At 72.5% G+C, this 16,782-nt stretch carries 11 protein-coding genes and 1 pseudogene; 2 read left to right on the top strand and 10 right to left on the bottom strand.

Annotated elements, in window-relative coordinates:
* Positions 1-13: 13 nt before the first annotated feature.
* The 6 genes and pseudogenes from serA to F3L20_RS06780 form a co-directional block, all read right to left on the bottom strand.
* Complete coding sequence (gene serA, locus F3L20_RS06805) at positions 14-1,603, bottom strand: phosphoglycerate dehydrogenase (RefSeq protein WP_145830215.1); 1,590 nt, start codon at positions 1,601-1,603, stop codon at positions 14-16.
* 268 nt (positions 1,604-1,871) lie between these two features.
* The gene (gene ilvC, locus F3L20_RS06800; RefSeq protein ID WP_024888026.1) at positions 1,872-2,870 is read right to left on the bottom strand and encodes a ketol-acid reductoisomerase; all 999 of its coding nucleotides are present in this window, start codon (positions 2,868-2,870) and stop codon (positions 1,872-1,874) included.
* Positions 2,871-2,987: 117 nt separating this feature from the next.
* Positions 2,988-3,512: an acetolactate synthase small subunit gene (gene ilvN / locus F3L20_RS06795; protein ID WP_024888027.1), complete on the bottom strand. Its 525-nt coding sequence runs from the start codon at positions 3,510-3,512 to the stop codon at positions 2,988-2,990.
* A 21-nt stretch (positions 3,513-3,533) separates the two neighbouring features.
* A complete protein-coding gene (locus F3L20_RS06790) occupies positions 3,534-5,384 on the bottom strand; it encodes an acetolactate synthase large subunit (protein ID WP_150153054.1) in 1,851 nt (616 codons plus the stop codon).
* 231 nt (positions 5,385-5,615) lie between these two features.
* Positions 5,616-8,611 (bottom strand): annotated as a pseudogene (locus F3L20_RS06785) (putative bifunctional diguanylate cyclase/phosphodiesterase).
* Positions 8,612-9,019: 408 nt separating this feature from the next.
* Positions 9,020-9,970 (bottom strand): 2-hydroxyacid dehydrogenase, encoded by a 951-nt coding sequence (locus F3L20_RS06780; RefSeq protein WP_150153052.1) that lies wholly within the window; start codon positions 9,968-9,970, stop codon positions 9,020-9,022.
* Between the two features lie 75 nt (positions 9,971-10,045).
* Between F3L20_RS06780 and F3L20_RS06775 the strand changes: the two genes are divergently transcribed.
* Both F3L20_RS06775 and F3L20_RS06770 read left to right on the top strand, forming a co-directional pair.
* Positions 10,046-11,044: an aldo/keto reductase gene (locus tag F3L20_RS06775; protein WP_150153050.1), complete on the top strand. Its 999-nt coding sequence runs from the start codon at positions 10,046-10,048 to the stop codon at positions 11,042-11,044.
* Positions 11,045-11,268: 224 nt separating this feature from the next.
* A complete protein-coding gene (locus F3L20_RS06770; RefSeq protein WP_240810854.1) occupies positions 11,269-12,426 on the top strand; it encodes a PQQ-dependent sugar dehydrogenase in 1,158 nt (385 codons plus the stop codon).
* Here F3L20_RS06770 and F3L20_RS06765 read toward each other — a convergent pair.
* From F3L20_RS06765 to F3L20_RS06750, 4 genes are all read right to left on the bottom strand, one after another.
* Positions 12,423-12,635, bottom strand: coding sequence for a DUF6191 domain-containing protein (locus F3L20_RS06765; RefSeq protein ID WP_145830211.1), 213 nt, complete (start codon positions 12,633-12,635; stop codon positions 12,423-12,425). The genes F3L20_RS06770 and F3L20_RS06765 overlap by 4 nt on opposite strands.
* Before the next feature lie 42 nt (positions 12,636-12,677).
* Positions 12,678-15,773: a helix-turn-helix transcriptional regulator gene (locus F3L20_RS35225; protein WP_150153048.1), complete on the bottom strand. Its 3,096-nt coding sequence runs from the start codon at positions 15,771-15,773 to the stop codon at positions 12,678-12,680.
* A 141-nt stretch (positions 15,774-15,914) separates the two neighbouring features.
* Positions 15,915-16,094: a hypothetical protein gene (locus F3L20_RS06755; protein ID WP_145830210.1), complete on the bottom strand. Its 180-nt coding sequence runs from the start codon at positions 16,092-16,094 to the stop codon at positions 15,915-15,917.
* A gap of 159 nt (positions 16,095-16,253) precedes the next feature.
* Positions 16,254-16,781: a hypothetical protein gene (locus F3L20_RS06750; RefSeq protein ID WP_150153046.1), complete on the bottom strand. Its 528-nt coding sequence runs from the start codon at positions 16,779-16,781 to the stop codon at positions 16,254-16,256.
* Position 16,782 lies beyond the last annotated feature (1 nt).

Raw genomic sequence — 16,782 nt, 5'->3', positions numbered from 1 at the left:
AGCCCCCGGAGTCTCAGACCAGGTTCACGGAACGGGCCGAGGTCGCCCCGATCTCCGCGGCCAGCTCACCCAGCACCGTGGTGGTCACGGTGTCGTCGACCGTCAGCACGGCCAGCGCCTCGCCGCCGACCGTCGCACGGGCGACCTGCATGCCGGCGATGTTGATCCCCGCCTCGCCGAGGATGCGGCCGACGGTGCCGACGACACCCGGGCGGTCCTCGTAGCGCAGGACGACCATGTGGTCGGCGAGCGCGAGGTCGACGTCGTACTCGCCGACCGCGACGATCTTCTGGACGTGCTTCGGACCGGCCAGCGTGCCGGAGACCGAGATCTCCTCGCCGTCCGCGAGGGTGCCGCGCACGGTGACCACGTTGCGGTGCTCGGCCGACTCCGAGCTGGTGGTCAGCCGGACCTCGACACCGCGCTCCTGGGCGAACAGCGGGGCGTTGACGTAGGAGACGGTCTCGTCGACGACGTCCTCGAAGACACCCTTGAGCGCGGAGAGTTCCAGCACCTTCACGTCGTGCTGGGTGATCTCGCCGTACACCTCGACGTCGAGGCGGACCGCGACCTCGCCCGCCAGCGCGGTGAAGATCCGGCCGAGGCGCTCGGCCAGCGGCAGGCCCGGCTTGACGTCCTCGGCGATGACCCCGCCCTGCACGTTCACCGCGTCGGGGACCAGCTCACCGGCGAGCGCCAGGCGCACCGAGCGGGCGACGGCGATACCGGCCTTCTCCTGGGCCTCGTCGGTGGAGGCGCCGAGGTGCGGGGTGCAGACGACCTGGTCGAACTCGAAGAGCGGGGAGTCGGTGCAGGGCTCCTTGGCGTACACGTCGAGGCCGGCGCCGGCGACGCGGCCCTCCTTGAGCGCCGAGTACAGCGCCTCCTCGTCGACGATGCCGCCGCGCGCGGCGTTGATGACGCGCACGCTCGGCTTGACCTTGCGCAGCGCCTCGTCGCCGATCAGCCCGAGGGTCTCGGGGGTCTTCGGCAGGTGCACGGTGATGAAGTCGGAGACCTCGAGCAGCTCGTCGAGGGACAGCACCTTCACGCCCATCTGCGCGGCGCGCGCCGGCTGGACGTAGGGGTCGTACGCGACGACCTTCATGCCGAAGGCCGACATGCGCTGTGCGACGAGGGCGCCGATGCGGCCCAGACCCACGACACCGAGGGTCTTCTCGGCGAGCTCGACGCCCGTGTACTTGCTGCGCTTCCACTCGCCGTTCTTCAGCGCGGCGTTGGCCTGCGGGATGTTGCGCGCGGTGGCGACGATCAGACCGCAGGCGAGCTCGGCGGCGGTGACGATGTTGGAGGTGGGGGCGTTGACGACCATCACGCCGGCCTTGGTGGCGGCGGAGACGTCGACGTTGTCGAGGCCGACGCCGGCTCGCGCGACGACCTTCAGCTTGTTCGCCGCGGCGATCGCCTCGGCGTCCACCTTGGTGGCGGAGCGGATCAGGATCGCGTCGACGTCGGCGATGGCGGGGAGCAGTTCGGCTCGGTCCGCGCCGTTGCAGTGCCGGATCTCGAAGTCCGGGCCGAGTGCGTCGACGGTGGCGGGCGACAGCTCTTCAGCGATGAGTACGACGGGTTTCGAGCTCACGTGAGTCCTCACAAGTCCCAATGCGGACGGCCGTCCCGACGGCCGCAGGCGGTGAAGAAGTGCTAGCCGCGTGGAAGACGCACGACGCTGTGGGCCTGACGCGTATGTAGTGCAGCAGTCTAGTGGCGCCGAGGGCGTCGTCTTACGCCGCTTCGGAAGGATCACCCGTCCGTGGTGGGACGGGACGGACAACGCGGTACCACCGACGTTACCCCTGGTTCGCCCGAAGGGCCGGAGCATGCCGCTCCGGCCCTTCCGACGGATCGGCTCAGGCCTCCTCGTCGACCCAGCTCATCAGCTTGCGCAGCTGCTTGCCGGTGGTCTCCAGGAGGTGCTCGGAGTCCTGCTTCTTGTACTCGTCGTACTTCTTCAGGCCGCCGTGGTACTCGTCCATCCAGGTCTGGGCGAAGGTGCCGTCCTGGATCTCGGCGAGGACCTTCTTCATCTCGGCCTTGGTGGCGTCGGTGATGATCCGCGGGCCGGTGACGTAGTCGCCCCACTCGGCGGTCTCGGAGATCGACCAGCGCATCTTCTCCAGGCCGCCCTCGTACATGAGGTCCACGATGAGCTTCAGCTCGTGCAGGCACTCGAAGTAGGCGATCTCCGGCTGGTAGCCGGCCTCGGTCAGGGTCTCGAAGCCCGCCTTCACCAGGGCCGCGGTGCCACCGCACAGCACGGCCTGCTCACCGAACAGGTCGGTCTCGGTCTCCTCGGTGAAGGTCGTCTTGATGACGCCCGCGCGGGTGCCGCCGATGCCCTTGGCGTACGACAGGGCCAGCGCGAAGCCGTTGCCCGTGGCGTCCTGCTCGACGGCCGCGATGCAGGGGACGCCGCGGCCCTCCTCGTACTGGCGGCGCACCAGGTGGCCCGGGCCCTTGGGGGCGACCATGCAGACGTCGACGCCGGCCGGGGGCTTGATGAAGCCGAAGCGGATGTTGAAGCCGTGGCCGAAGAACAGCGCGTCGCCGTCCTTCAGGTTCGGGGCGATGGACTCCTCGTAGACCTGGCCCTGGATCGGGTCCGGGACGAGGATCATGATGACGTCGGCCTCGGCGGCGGCCTCGGACGGGGTCACCACGCGCAGGCCCTGCTCCTCGGCCTTGGCCTTGGACTTGGAGCCCTCGTGCAGACCGACGCGCACGTCGACGCCGGAGTCGCGCAGCGACAGGGCGTGGGCGTGGCCCTGGCTGCCGTACCCGATGACCGCGACCTTGCGGCCCTGGATGATGGACAGGTCGGCGTCGGCGTCGTAGAACAGCTCGGCCACTGGGTTCTCTCCTTGTGTGCAGGTGTTGCGTCCCACCGTATGACGGTGAGGGAGGGGGAAGGTGGGGGGTCTCGCGATGCGGGCGGCCGGCCGTGTCCCGGCCGCCCGTTCAGGGTCCTACGCCGACCGGTCCAGGGCGCGCAGCGACCGGTCCGTGATCGAACGGGCACCGCGTCCGATCGCGATCGTGCCGGACTGGACCAGCTCTTTGATGCCGAACGGCTCCAGCATCTTGAGCATGGCGGAGAGCTTGTCGCTGCTGCCGGTGGCCTCGATGGTCACGGCCTCCGGGGAGACGTCCACGGTCTTGGCGCGGAAGAGCTGGACGATCTCGACGATCTGGGAGCGCGTCTCGTTGTCGGCGCGCACCTTCACCAGAACGAGTTCGCGCTGGACGGCGTGCCCGGGTTCGAGTTCGACGATCTTCAGCACGTTGACGAGCTTGTTGAGCTGCTTGGTGACCTGCTCCAGCGGGAACTCGTCGACGCTCACCACGATGGTGATGCGGGAGATGTCGGGGTGCTCGGTGACACCCACGGCGAGCGAGTCGATGTTGAAGCCGCGGCGGGAGAACAGGGCGGCGATCCGGGCCAGGATGCCGGGGGTGTTCTCCACCAGGACGGAGAGCGTGTGCTTGGACATGATCTCTTCGGTCTCTCTCGCTCAGTCGTCTTCGTTGTCGCCGAAGTCGGGGCGCACGTCCCGGGCGGCCATGATCTCGTCGTTGGAGGTGCCGGCGGCGACCATCGGCCAGACCATCGCGTCCTCGTGGACGATGAAGTCCACCAGGACCGGGCGGTCGTTGATCGAGTTGGCCTCCTCGATGACCTTGTCGAGGTCGGCGGGGTCCTCGCAGCGGATCGCGTAGCAGCCCATGGCCTCGGCCAGCTTCACGAAGTCGGGGACGCGGGTGCCCCTCGCCTCCGGGTTGACGTCGTCGGGGCCGGAGTGCAGGACCGTGTTGGAGTACCGCTGGTTGTAGAAGAGGGTCTGCCACTGGCGGACCATCCCGAGGGCGCCGTTGTTGATGACCGCGACCTTGATCGGGATGTTGTTCAGGGCGCAGGTGGTGAGCTCCTGATTGGTCATCTGGAAGCAGCCGTCGCCGTCGATCGCCCACACCGTGCGGTCGGGCACGCCCGCCTTGGCGCCCATGGCGGCGGGGACCGCGTAGCCCATGGTTCCGGCGCCGCCGGAGTTCAGCCAGGTGGCGGGCTTGTCGTACTGGATGAAGTGCGCGGCCCACATCTGGTGCTGGCCGACGCCCGCCGCGAAGACGGTGCCCTCGGGGGCCAGCTGTCCGATGCGCTCGATGACCTGCTGCGGGGAGAGGGAGCCGTCCGCGGGCAGGTCGTAGCCCAGCGGGTAGGTGTCGCGCCAGCGGTTCAGGTCGTTCCACCAGGCGGAGTGGTCGCCGCGGTGGCCCTCCGCGTGCTCCTTCTGGACGGCCTGGATGAGGTCGGCGAGGACCTCGCGGGCGTCACCGACGATCGGCACGTCGGCGGCGCGGTTCTTGCCGATCTCGGCCGGGTCGATGTCGGCGTGGACGATCTTGGCGTGCGGGGCGAAGCTGTCCAGCTTGCCGGTGACACGGTCGTCGAAGCGGGCTCCGAGGGCGACGATCAGGTCGGCCTTCTGCAGCGCGGTGACGGCGGTGACCGCACCGTGCATGCCCGGCATTCCCACGTGCAGCGGGTGGCCGTCGGGGAATGCGCCGAGCGCCATCAGGGTGGTGGTGACGGGCGCTCCGGTGAGCTCTGCGAGCATCTTCAGTTCGGCGGTGGCGCCTGCCTTGATGACGCCGCCGCCGACGTACAGGACGGGCCGCTTGGCGGCCGTGATCAGCTTGGCGGCCTCGCGGATCTGCTTGGCGTGCGGCTTGGTGACGGGCCGATAGCCGGGCAGGTCCATGACGGGCGGCCAGGAGAAGGTGGTCCTCGCCTGGAGGATGTCCTTGGGGATGTCCACCAGCACCGGGCCGGGGCGGCCGGTGGAGGCGATGTGGAAGGCCTGCGCGATCGCCCGGGGGATGTCCTCCGCCTTGGTGACCAGGAAGCTGTGCTTGGTGATCGGCATGGTGATGCCGACGATGTCCGCCTCCTGGAAGGCGTCGGTGCCGATCGCCTTGGAGACGACCTGGCCGGTGATGGCCACCAGCGGCACGGAGTCCATGTGCGCGTCGGCGATCGGCGTGACCAGGTTGGTGGCGCCGGGTCCCGAGGTCGCCATGCAGACGCCCACCTTGCCGGTGGCCTGCGCGTAACCCGTGGCCGCGTGACCGGCACCCTGCTCGTGACGGACCAGGACGTGGCGCACCCGGGTCGAGTCCATCAGCGGGTCGTAGGCGGGCAGGATCGTGCCGCCGGGGATACCGAATACCGTGTCGGCGCCGACCTCCTCGAGGGAGCGGATGAGGGACTGCGCGCCCGTGACGTGCTCGACGGGGGCGGACTGCTGTCCTCCGGAACGGGGCCGCGGCTGCGGGTGATGGGCCCCGGTGGCCTGCTCGGTCATCGGCATTCTCTTCTCGATGCTGAGGGTTTTTGCGAAGTTCGTGCGGGTTACGCGTGCTGCTCGACTGGTGCCTGTGCAACAAAAAACCCCTCGTGCCGTAAGGCAAGCGAGGGGAGCGCGCCGGGTGGTGGGTCGCTGAGCGTTCGTCGCTCAGCGTCAGCCGACGCGCTGTCCAAGTACGAGAATTCGGGTGCGCATGGCACTGACCCTCCCCCCGGCGCACACCCACTGTCAAGTGGGTGGGACGGGAGTCTCATTATGTGAGCGGAGTGCCGTACCACCTTTGAGCACCGCGGTCACCCCGGAGGAGTACACCGCGGAACCCCCGCCGGCGAGCACCGGTTCGGCCGGTCCGTGCGGCGTCGGGTAGTGGCCGACGGCCAGCGCCCGGCGCAGCCGGTACTCGTCCAGCGGCCCGGAGAAGGCCAGACCCTGCCCGTGGGTGCAGCCCATCGCGCGCAGGGCCTCGGCTTGTTCGGACAGGTCCACGCCGTCGGCCACGGACTGCAGTCCGAGGTCGGAGGCGATCCGCAGCAGCCCGTGCGTGATCTTGTACAGCCGCGCGGACTCGGCCACTCCGTCGACCAGGCTGCGGTCCAGCTTCAGCATGTCGACGGGCAACCGCCGCAGGGCGGTGATCGCCGCGGGTCCGCTGCCGAAGCCGTCCAGGGCGATCCGCACGCCGAGCCGCTTGAGCACGGTCAGCCTGCGCTCCAGCTCGTCGAGGGAGACCCGGGGGTCGATGTCGGCCAGCTCCACGATCAGCGAGCCGGACGGGAGTCCGTGCCGGGTGAGCAGGGCCTCGATCGAGCCGAGAGGCAGCGACCGGTCCAGCAGCCGGCGGGCGCTCAGCCGGACGGCCACCGGCACGGGGAGCCCGGTCGCGTGCCGTTCGGCGGCCTGCTCCACGGCCTCGTCCAGCAGCCAGCGGCCCAGCTCGGCGGTCTTCTCGCTGTCCTCCGCCACGCGCAGGAACTCCGCCGGGGTGAACAGCACGCCCTGCGAGGAGCGCCAGCGCGCCTGGGCGCACACCGAGGTGATCCGGCCGTCCGCCAGGCACACCACCGGCTGGTGCAGCAGGGCGAACTCGCCGTGGTGCAGCGCCGCGCGCAGCCGCGTGGCCAGCTCCGCCTTGCGTACGACGTCCTGTTGCATGTGCGGCTCGTACAGCTCCACCCGGCCCTTGCCGGCCGCCTTCGCCCGGTACATCGCGAGGTCGGCGTTGCGCAGCAGTTCGCCCGCGCCGAGTCCCGGCTCGGCGAAGGCGACGCCGATGGAGGCGTTGACGCGGACATCGTTGCCGTCGATGAGGTAGGGCTGGGAGAGGGTGACTCTGAGCCGGTCGGCGAGTTCGAGGAGGTGCCGCTCGCGGGCGTCCCGGTCACGGACGCCGTCACCGACGATGAGGGCCGCGAACTCGTCGCCGCCCAGACGGGAGGCGGTGTCGCCCTTGCGGACGGCGTCCTGGAGTCTGCGGGCGGCCTGCACGAGCAGTTCGTCGCCCGCCTGGTGCCCGATGGTGTCGTTGACGCCCTTGAAGCCGTCGAGGTCGATGAACAGCACCGCCGTGCCGCGCAGGGCGGCTCCGCGGTCCGAGGCACGGCGGCCGGAGAGGGCCTGCTGTACGCGGCGGGTGAACAGGGCGCGGTTGGGCAGGTCGGTCAGCGGGTCGTGCTCGGCGTTGTGCTGGAGCTGGGCCTGGAGCCGCACCCGCTCGGTGACGTCACGGCTGTTGAAGATGAGACCGCCGTGGTGACGGTTGACCGTCGACTCCACGTTCAGCCAGCTTCCCCCGCCGCCGGAGCGGAAGCGGCACTCGATGCGCGTGGTGGGTTCCTCGACCGGGTCGGCGGCGAGGAACCGGCGCACCTCGTGCACCACGCGGCCCAGGTCCTCGGGGTGGATGAGCGCGGCCAGTTCGGTGCCGACCAGCTCCTCCGCCGGGCGGCCGTACACCCCGGCGGCGGCCGGTGAGACGTAGCGCAGGATGCCGCTGGGCGCCGCGATCATGATGACGTCGCTCGACCCCTGCACCAGGGAGCGGAAGTGGTTCTCCTTCTGCGCCAGTTCCTGGGTGAGGGTGATGTTGTCGAGGAGCATGATGCCCTGGCGCACGACGAGCGCCAGCGCGACGGTGCCGCCGGTGAGCAGCACGACGCGGTCGACGCTGCGCCCGTTGAGGACGTTGTAGAGGATGCCGAGGGTGCACACGGCCGCCGCCAGGTACGGCGTGAGTGCGGCGAGGGATCCCGCGATGGGCCGTGAGAGCTGGTACCGGCCGGGGTCCTGGCCGGGCGGCAGGGCGTGCTGGTGGTCCGGGGCGCCACGCCGTCCGGGCAGATGCTCGCGGACCACGCGCGTGTGCCCCTCCCGCTCCGGTCCGCCGCGGCGGGGAGCCGTCCAGGGGGCGTAGGCCAGCAGCAGCGAGCCGGCGAACCAGCCCGCGTCGAGCAGTTGCCCGGACGGTAGTCGGCGTGCAACAGCGGGGAGGTGAACAGGGCGTCGCACATCACGGTGAGCGCGAGCGCCCCGATCGCGGTGTTCACCGCGGACCGGTTGACCGCCGAGCGCCGGAAGTGCAGCGCCAGCACCATGCTGACGAGGGCGATGTCGAGCAGCGGGTACGCCAGCGACAGCGCCGCGTGCGCGACGCCCGGGCCCTCGGCCTGGGCGGCCTGGGCGAGCGCGAGACTCCACGCCAGGGTCAGCAGCGAGCCGCCGATCAGCCAGGCGTCGAGGCCTAGGCAGACCCATCCGGCCTTGGTCACCGGCCGTTTGGCGAGCACCAGCAGTCCGACGATGGCGGGCGGCGCGAAGCAGAGGAAGAACAGGTCGGCGTAACTGGGGCTCGGAACCTCGCGGTTCAGCACGACCTCGTACCAGCCCCAGACCAGGTTGCCCAGGGAGGCCATGGCCGAGGAGAGGCCGAACAGCAGCCAGGCGGGCCGGTAGCGGGTGCGGCGGCCGCGGGCGTAGACGACGCAGGACACGGCGGCGGCAGCGGCGGCGGCGCTGAGTCCGAAGTCGCCCATGATCAGGGCCAGTCGCTCGGAGCCCCAGCCGCACGCGGCCCCTACGGCGTAGGCGGCACAGACCAGGGCCAGGACGAGTTGCGCCGCCGGACCGGGCCGGCGGCCGGCGGCGGGCGCATTGGGCAGCAGTGTCCGCGGGGCGGACGCGGGACGCAGCGCTCCGTCCAGGGTGGAGGTCGAGGGCGGCGCGCTCACCGGTCCCTCCCGGTCCGCGCCATGGCCGCGCCCCACGGTCCCCGGTGCGTCCGGGGCCTGGGCCGCCGGCCGGTCCACCGGCCGTCGCCGGGGTGGTGGTGAGGGCCGGCGCCGTCGGTCCGGTCGCCGCACCGGATGTGGTGGCCGCGCCTGTGCTTGTCCGCGCGCCGGTGTCGCCGCCGACGCGTCCGCCGCGTCGGATCGCTCGTCCAGTGGCCGTGCATCGCCCGTCGCCCCCTCACAGTCTTCGTGTCGCTCCCCCGCGCCGTTGGTCGACGGCGCAGCCCCAGTCGGGACGATACACCAGTATCGTCACTCAGGGACATAGGTCCTCTACGCTCCGTGACGATCAACGGACCGTCGAGTACCCACCGCTCCCGAGAAGATGCGGACGGTACTCGAAGCGGACTACACGTCTTCCCTTCCCGTCACCAGGATCACGTTGCCGAGCTCTTCACGGTTCACGTATCGGCGCAACTGGTCGCGGAGCAAACGCTTCGCGCGGGGGAGGAAGGCGGACGTGGGTCCGCCGACGTGCGGGCTGACGAGAACGCCGGGGGCCCGCCACAACGGGTGGTCGGCGGGCAGCGGTTCGGGGTCGGTGACGTCGAGGGCCGCGGTGAGGCGGCCGCTCTCCAGCTCGGTGAGCAGGGCCTTGGTGTCGACGACGGGTCCCCGGGCGACGTTCACGAGCAGGGCGCCGTCCTTCATCCGGGCCAGGAATCCGGCGTCCACGAGGTGCCGGGTGCTGTCGGTCAGCGGGGTGGAGAGGACGACGACGTCCGCCTCCGGCAGCAGGGAGGGCAGTTCGGTGAGTGGATGCACCGGCCCGCGCTCCGTGGTGCGCGCGGAGCGCGCGACGCGCGCCACCCGCGCGACCTCGAACGGAGCGAGCCGGTCCTCGACCGCCGCGCCGATCGAGCCGTACCCGACGATCAGCACGTTCCGGTCGGCGAGCGCCGGCCGGAACCCGCCCCGCCACTCCCCCCGGTCCTGGGCCCGCACGAAGTCGGGAATGCCGCGCAGGGAGGCGAGGATCAGGGTGAGCGCGAGCTCCGCGGTGCTGGCCTCGTGCACCCCGCGGGCGTTGCACAGCCGCACACCCGCGGGCAGGTCCTTCAGGCCCGGCTGCACGTGGTCGGTTCCGGCCGACAGGGTCTGCACCACGCGCACGGAACGCATCCGCGGCAGCGGCCGCAGGCACACCTCGGCGGGCCTCATGTACGGCACGACGTAGAAGGCGCAGTCCGCCGGGTCGGCCGGGAACGCGTCACCGCCGTCCCAGAAGTGGTACCGCGGCCCCTCGGGGAGCCCTTCGATCTCGTCCGGCGGGATGGGGAGCCACACGTCAGCAGTCATGCTTCGGAGGCTAGTTCAGGCGTCCGCGGACGCAGAGGTTAGGTTGGGGGACCGGAGAGGGAGGGTCACGAGCAGGTGGAGCGCAGGACGATCGGCGCGGCGGCGCTCGCGGTGGGTGCCGTAGGACTCGGGTGCATGCCGATGAGCTGGGCCTACAGCACGTCCCGGCAGCGTGGCGAGGAGTCGCTGAAGGCGGTGCACCGGGCGCTGGACGCCGGCTCGTCCCTCCTCGACACCGCCGACATGTACGGGCCGTTCACCAACGAGCTGCTGCTGGGGCGGGTGTTGAAGGAGCGGCGCGCCGACGCCTTCGTGTCGACCAAGGTCGGACTGCTGGTGGGTGACCAGCACATCGTGGCCAACGGCCGCCCGGGGTACGTCCGACGGGCCTGCGACGCGTCGCTGCGCAGGCTGCAGACCGACGTCATCGACCTCTACCAGCTGCACCGCGCCGACCCGGAGGTGCCGGTGGAGGAGACCTGGGGCGCGATGGCGGAGCTGGTGCGGGCGGGGAAGGTGCGGGCGCTGGGGCTGTGCGCGGTCGGGGCGCGTTCGTCGCGCCGGCCGGGGGCGCGGCTGCACGACGCGACGATCCGGCAGCTGGAGCGGGTGCAGCAGGTCTTCCCGGTCAGCGCCGTGGAGGCGGAGCTCTCGGTCTGGTCGCCCGAGGCGCTGGAGCACCTGCTGCCCTGGTGCGCGTCGCGGGGCGTCGGCTTCCTGGCGGCGATGCCGCTGGGCAACGGCTTCCTGACCGGCACGCTGACCCCCGGGGTGGGGTTCGAGGCGGACGACCTGCGCGCCCGGCACCCCCGCTTCACGGCCGAGATGATGGCCGCTAACCAGCCGATCGTGGTGGGTCTGCGCCGGATCGCGCGCCGGCACGGGGAGCACGTGACCCCGGCGCAGGTGGCGCTGGCCTGGGTGCTGAGCCGGGGCCGCCAGGTGATTCCGGTGCCGGGCACGAAGCGGGAGCGGTGGGTCACGGAGAACGCGGCCGCGGCGGACCTGCGCCTGACGGAACGGGACCTCGCGGAGATCGCGGCCCTTCCGGCGGCGCAGGGGTCCTGGGACTGAGCGGGCTCGTGTCACCGGCCGGGGAGCGCGAACCCTCGTGACCGGTGGCCGACGGTGGCCGGGCGGCGGGCGGCGGGCGGCGGGCGGCGGGCGGCGGGCGGGACCTGATGCCCGGCGGGGCCGCCTGGGATGCGGGCCGGGGGTTCGGCCCGGGCGAAGCGGGAACCTGGGAGGCGCGAGCGGTGTATGACAGACAGAACCCGCCGCGTCGAAGGGACGAGATCGTGCAACGACGAGCCGTGACGGCCGTGCTGGCCGCCGCCGCGTTCCTGCTGACGGCCGGCTGCTCCTCCGACGAGGGAGCACCGCCGGACCGGGACGGCACCGCATCCACCGCCGCGGCGGCCCCCTCCTCGCCTGCCGGGAAGGCCGAGGAGACCCCGCCCGCGAAGGGCTCGGTGACCGTCGTCCGCACGGTGGCGACGGGACTGGGCACGCCCTGGGGCCTGGCCCCGCTGCCGGACGGCGACCTCCTGGTGTCCTCCCGGGACGACGCCACGATCACCCGGGTCGACGGGAAGACCGGCAGGAAGACCGAGCTGGGCGAGGTGCCCGGGGTCTCCCCCGAGGGCGAGGGCGGTCTGCTGGGCATCGCCCTGTCCCCCGAGTTCGCCTCGGACCACATGATCTACGCCTACTTCACCTCGGCCTCCGACAACCGCATCGTGCGCATGCTGTACACCGAGCGGAAGCCGGCCGACGAGCAACTGGGGGCTCCCGACACGGTCTTCCGGGGCATCCCCAAGGGATTCGTGCACAACGGCGGACGGATCGCCTTCGGCCCGGACCGCATGCTCTACGCGGGCACGGGCGAGAGCGGCGACACGGGCCTGTCCCAGGACAAGGAGTCCCTGGGCGGCAAGATCCTGCGGATGACCCCGGACGGCGAACCGGCCCCGGGCAACCCGTTCCCCGGCTCCCCCGTGTACTCCTACGGCCACCGCAATGTGCAGGGCCTGGCTTGGGACCCTGAACAGCGGCTGTTCGCCTCGGAGTTCGGCCAGGAGACCTGGGACGAGCTGAACGCCGTCGCGCCGGGCGACAACTACGGCTGGCCGGAGGCGGAGGGCCACTCCGACGAGGGCGGTTTCCACAACCCGATCGCCCAGTGGAGCACCGACGAGGCGTCCCCCAGCGGCATCGCGTACGCCGAGGGCTCCGTCTGGATGGCGGGGCTGGGCGGCGACCGGCTGTGGCGCATACCGCTCAAGGGCACGGAGGCATCCGCGGACCCGCAGGCCTTCCTGGAGGACGAGTACGGCCGGCTGCGCACCGTGGTCGCCGCGGGCGGCGACCGGCTGTGGCTGGTGACCAGCAACACGGACGGCCGGGGCGACCCGAAGAAGGACGACGACCGCATCCTGGAGCTCCGGGTGCGCTAGCCGGCGGGCCGCTCCCCTTCGGAGGCGTCCTCGGCATTGCCCTCCAAGGGCGCCGGACGGCGGACGGTGACCTTCCCGGACGCGAGGTCTATCGGCCCGCGTCCGGGGTCGGCGTCACCGACGTCCTCCCGGCTCAGTTCCAGGCGCTTGCGTTCGTCGTCGCCGTGCTTGCGTCCGGGGGCGAACAGCTCCTCGAAGGCGTTGAACATCGCTCCCCTTCCCAGGGCCACGGGTGCCGGGCCGCGTTCGCCCTACACCGATTGTCGCGCGGTCTCCCGCTGTCCGGCCCCGGCCGGGACCAGGCCCACCCGGTGGGCCACGGCCGCCGCCTCGCCACGGCCGGAGACGCCCAGCTTGGCGAGGATGTTCGAGACGTGGACGCTGGCCGTCTTCGGCGAGATGAACAGTTCCTCGGCGATACGGCGGTTGGTGTGTCCGGCGGCCACCAGGCGCAGGACGTCCCGCTCCCGGCTGGTCAGCCCGAGCGCCTCGGCCGGGTCGGCCGGCGGGGGCGTGTCCTCGCGCGGGGCGGGCGTCAGCGCCAGGCGACCGCGCCGGGCCAGCAGCACGGCCTCGCGCGCCAGCGGCGCCGCGCCGAGGTGACCGGCGACGGCGGCCACCAGCCGCAGCAGTTCGGTGGCGCGGGCCCGCTCGTCCTCCTCCGCGCCCGCGGCCAGCAGCGCCTCGGCGAGCCGCAGGCGGACGCAGGCGAGGTCGTAGGGCCGCCCCAGCGGTTCCGTCGCGGCCACGGCCTCGGACCACGCGTCCGGCTCGGTCCTGCCCTCGGCGCGCAGCAGCTCGGCGCGCAGCCACAGGTCGTGGGCCGTCCACAGGGGGACTCCGGTGGCCAGGCGCTTCGCCGCGCCGCGGATGCGGTCGAGGACCTGCGCGCGGCCGGCCTCGGTCGCCGGGTCGCCGTACCGGTCGGCCTCGGCCGTGGCGGCGGCGAGCAGCAGGGGCCAGCCGTAACGCTGGGTGCCGGGCGGGAAACCGGTGCCCAGTGCGTCGAACAGCTGGGCGCGGGCCTCGTCGACGCGGCCCTCGGCGGCGGCGACATGGAGGGCGACCCACGTCATCGGGAGGGCGTACTGCGGCATCGGGTCGTGGGTGCCGAACTGGGCGCGGGCCTCGGCGAGGCGGCGGACCGCCCCGGCGGCGTCCCCCCGGAGGTGGGCCAGGTGCGCCAGGCGGATCGAGCCGCCGGCGCGCGGCTTGGCGCCCTGCCCGGGGCGCTGCGCGCTGGCCGCGGCCCGCTCCGCCTCGTCCCAGCGGCCCACGGAGATGAGGGACTCGGCGAGGTTGCCCCACATCCAGCCCTCGGGGTCCACCAGTCCGAGCCGCCGGGTGACCCGCACGCCCTCCTCGAGCAGCCGCACGGCCTCCTCGGAGCGGCCGACGCCCTCGAGCACGGACGGCAGGTTCACGAAGGCGCGCGCCACCACCGTGTCGACGCCGAGTTCGGTGGCCCGTTCCTTGACCTCGTACAGCTCGGCCAGTCCGGCGTCGATGTCACCGGCGTCGACCATGAGGCCGCCGAGGGTCAGCCGGGCGTTGAGCTCGATGTCGTGGGCGCCGACCATGCGGGCGTACTCGACGGCGCGTTCCGCGGCGGTCATGGCGTCCGCGCCGGGTTCGTGCAGCATCGACCAGCCGGCCGCGGAGGCCAGCACCTCGGCGTGCACCTCGGAGGGCGGCAGTCCGCGCACCAGTTCCCGCGCGGTGCCGAGCTCGTCCCAGCCGTCGCCACGGGAGAGGGCCTGGGTGAGCCGGGAGCGCTGCACCCAGAACCACGCGGCACGCAGCGGGTCGGGGTCCTCGTCGAGGAGGCGCAGCGCCCGCTTGGTGATCTTCAGGGCGCGTTCGCGCTCCCCGCAGAGGCGGCCGGCGACGGCGGCCTCCGCCATGAGGTCGAGATAGCGCAGCGGCCTGCCCCCGGCGTCGTGGGCGTCGGGCGTTCCGTCGGGTCCTTCCGGCACCGCGCAGGGGTAGGTCTCGGCGTGGTCGAGCGGGCGCAGTGCGGCGCGCACGGCGTCGGGGACGGCGTCCCACAGCTCCATCGCCCGCTCCAGCAGGCGCAGTTGTTCGGCGTAGGCGTGGCGTCTGCGGGCCTCGACGGAGGCGTCGAGGACGGCGGGCAGGGCCTTGGCGGCGTCGTGGGCGTGGTACCAGTAGCTGGCCAGCCGGGTCGCCCGTTCGTCGGCGGGGACGAGGGCGGGGTCGGCCTCCAGGGCCTCGGCGAAGCGGCGGTTGAGGCGGGAGCGCTCGCCGGGCAGCAGGTCGTCGCTGACGGCCTCGCGGACCAGGGAGTGCCGGAAGCGGTAGCCGTCGCGCTCGGGGGCGGGGGTGAGGATGCTGGCGTTGACGCCCGCGCGCAGGGCCTCGATGAGCTCGTCCTCGCCGAGTCCGGCGACGGCGGCGAGCAGCCGGTCCTCGACGGCGGAGCCGCCCTCGGCGACGATCCGGGCCACCCGCTGGGCGTTCTCCGGGAGGGTCTCGACCCGGACCAGGAGCAGGTCGCGCAGGGAGTCGGTGAGGCCGGTGCGGCAGCCCTCGTGGGCGGCGACGGCGAGTTCCTCGACGAAGAAGGCGTTGCCGTCGGAGCGTTCGAAGATCTCGTCGACGTGGTGCGGTTCGGGTTCGCGGGCGAGGATGCCGGCGATCTGCCGGTGCACCTCCTCGCGGTTGAAGCGGCCCAGTTCGACGCGGAGCACGGTGCGCAGCCGGTCGAGTTCGGCGAGCAGGGGGCGCAGTGGGTGGCGGCGGTGGATGTCGTCGGAGCGGTAGGTGGCGAGGACGACGAGGCGGCCGGTGCCCAGGGTGCGGAACAGGTAGGCGAGCAGGTGGCGGGTGGAGGCGTCCGCCCAGTGCAGGTCCTCCAGGACGAGGACGACGGTGCGCTCGGCGGCGACCCGTTCCAGCAGTCGGGCGGTGAGCTCGAAGAGGCGGGCCATGCCCTGTTCGTCGCGGCGGGCCTGGCGGGCGGCGGCGGTGCCGAGTTCGGGCAGCAGGCGGGCCAGTTCCTCCTCCTGGCCCGAGGCGGCGGCCGCGAGCTGCTCGGGGAGCTCCCGGCGCAGCTGGCGCAGGGCGGTGGAGAACGGGGCGAAGGGCAGCCCGTCGGCGCCGATCTCCACGCAGCCGCCGGCGGCGACGACCGCGCCCCGGTCGCGGGCCGCGGCGGCGAACTCCTCCACGAGGCGGGTCTTGCCCACCCCGGCCTCGCCGCCGATCAGCAGCGCCTGCGGTTCGCCGGCGCCGGCGCGGGTGAACACGTCGTACAGAGTGGCGAGTTCGGCGGAACGGCCGACGAACACGGGACTGACGGACTTGGTCTCCACGCCCCTGAGCATCGCACGCGCGTCCGGCGTCGGCGCAGCGGTTTTCCCGTCCCGGCGCACCGGCACGACATCGCCTCCTTGAAACCGTGTGGGTCACAGCGAACGAAAGGGGCGGCGGCCGCGTTCGGCGCGGCCGCCGCCCCGGTCCGTGTGTCACGCGGCCCGGGCGAACCAGGACCGTCGCCGGGTATGGCTCTCGGGCTCGGTGCTGCGTGCCGCCGTTCCGCGGCGGGCGGCGCGGCGGCCCCGCACGGCCTCACGGGCGCGGCGCTCGGTCGCGGCCCTGCGGACGAGGTCGTCGTGGCGGAGCCGGTACAGCTCGTGTTCCCACATGGTGTTCCCCCTGGGAGTCGGTGTCGACGTCGCTTTCTGCGATGCCTCCACCTTCGTCTCCGAGGCGGGTCCGCCACATCGGGAGAGTTCCATATCTTGAGGCGGGCCCGATGCCTTAGAAGGCGTTCCTCAGGCGGGCCGCAGGCCTTAGGCGCCTCCTCAGCCGGTCGCGGGGAGCCCCAGAAGGACGTCGGTGTACTTGAGAACGGCGAGCAGCAGTCCTACGACACCGAGGGCGACACCGGCCCAGGCGACCGACTTGATCCAGGGCGCCTGCGCCGTGCGGCCGGGTGTGCCGAACGCGGGCCGCACCAGCACCACCGCGCCGACGATCAGCGCGGTGAGGGCGAAGAGGCCGCCCCACAGGGCGCTGGTGTGCCAGGCGTCGCCGTAGATCTCCTTGACCTGGGTGGCGACGCCCGCGTCGGCGGCGGTCCGCAGCTGGCCGACCAGGGTCTCGCGTGCGGCGGCCACGGTGCCCAGCCAGCTGCCGGTGAGCGAGACCACGCCGAGCGCCGCGGAGACGACCGCGGCGGCTCCCTGTCCGACGCCGGCCGGGCCCTCGGCCGGTTCGACCAGGTCCTCGGCGGCGGGTTCCCCGGGCTGTTCCGTCACCTGCTCGTCAGCCTCGGCCGTGGTCGCGGTCGGGGTTCCGGTTTCGGTCTCGTCCTCTGTCTTCGTTCCCATG

Source organism: Streptomyces tendae, assembly GCF_008632955.1.
GTDB lineage: Bacteria > Actinomycetota > Actinomycetes > Streptomycetales > Streptomycetaceae > Streptomyces.
The sequence above is the reverse complement of the archived record's forward strand: the minus strand, read 5'-3'. Positions and strand labels throughout refer to the sequence as shown.

What these genes read in the sequence shown, in the direction of transcription:
- ilvN (WP_024888027.1), bottom strand. Translation starts at nt 3,512, where the DNA reads ATGTCCAAGCACACGCTCTCCGTCCTGGTGGAGAACACCCCCGGCATC.
- F3L20_RS06790 (WP_150153054.1), bottom strand. Translation starts at nt 5,384, where the DNA reads ATGACCGAGCAGGCCACCGGGGCCCATCACCCGCAGCCGCGGCCCCGT.
- F3L20_RS06780 (WP_150153052.1), bottom strand. Translation starts at nt 9,970, where the DNA reads ATGACTGCTGACGTGTGGCTCCCCATCCCGCCGGACGAGATCGAAGGG.
- F3L20_RS06765 (WP_145830211.1), bottom strand. Translation starts at nt 12,635, where the DNA reads ATGTTCAACGCCTTCGAGGAGCTGTTCGCCCCCGGACGCAAGCACGGC.
- F3L20_RS35225 (WP_150153048.1), bottom strand. Translation starts at nt 15,773, where the DNA reads ATGCTCAGGGGCGTGGAGACCAAGTCCGTCAGTCCCGTGTTCGTCGGC.
- F3L20_RS06755 (WP_145830210.1), bottom strand. Translation starts at nt 16,094, where the DNA reads ATGTGGGAACACGAGCTGTACCGGCTCCGCCACGACGACCTCGTCCGC.
- F3L20_RS06750 (WP_150153046.1), bottom strand. Translation starts at nt 16,781, where the DNA reads ATGGGAACGAAGACAGAGGACGAGACCGAAACCGGAACCCCGACCGCG.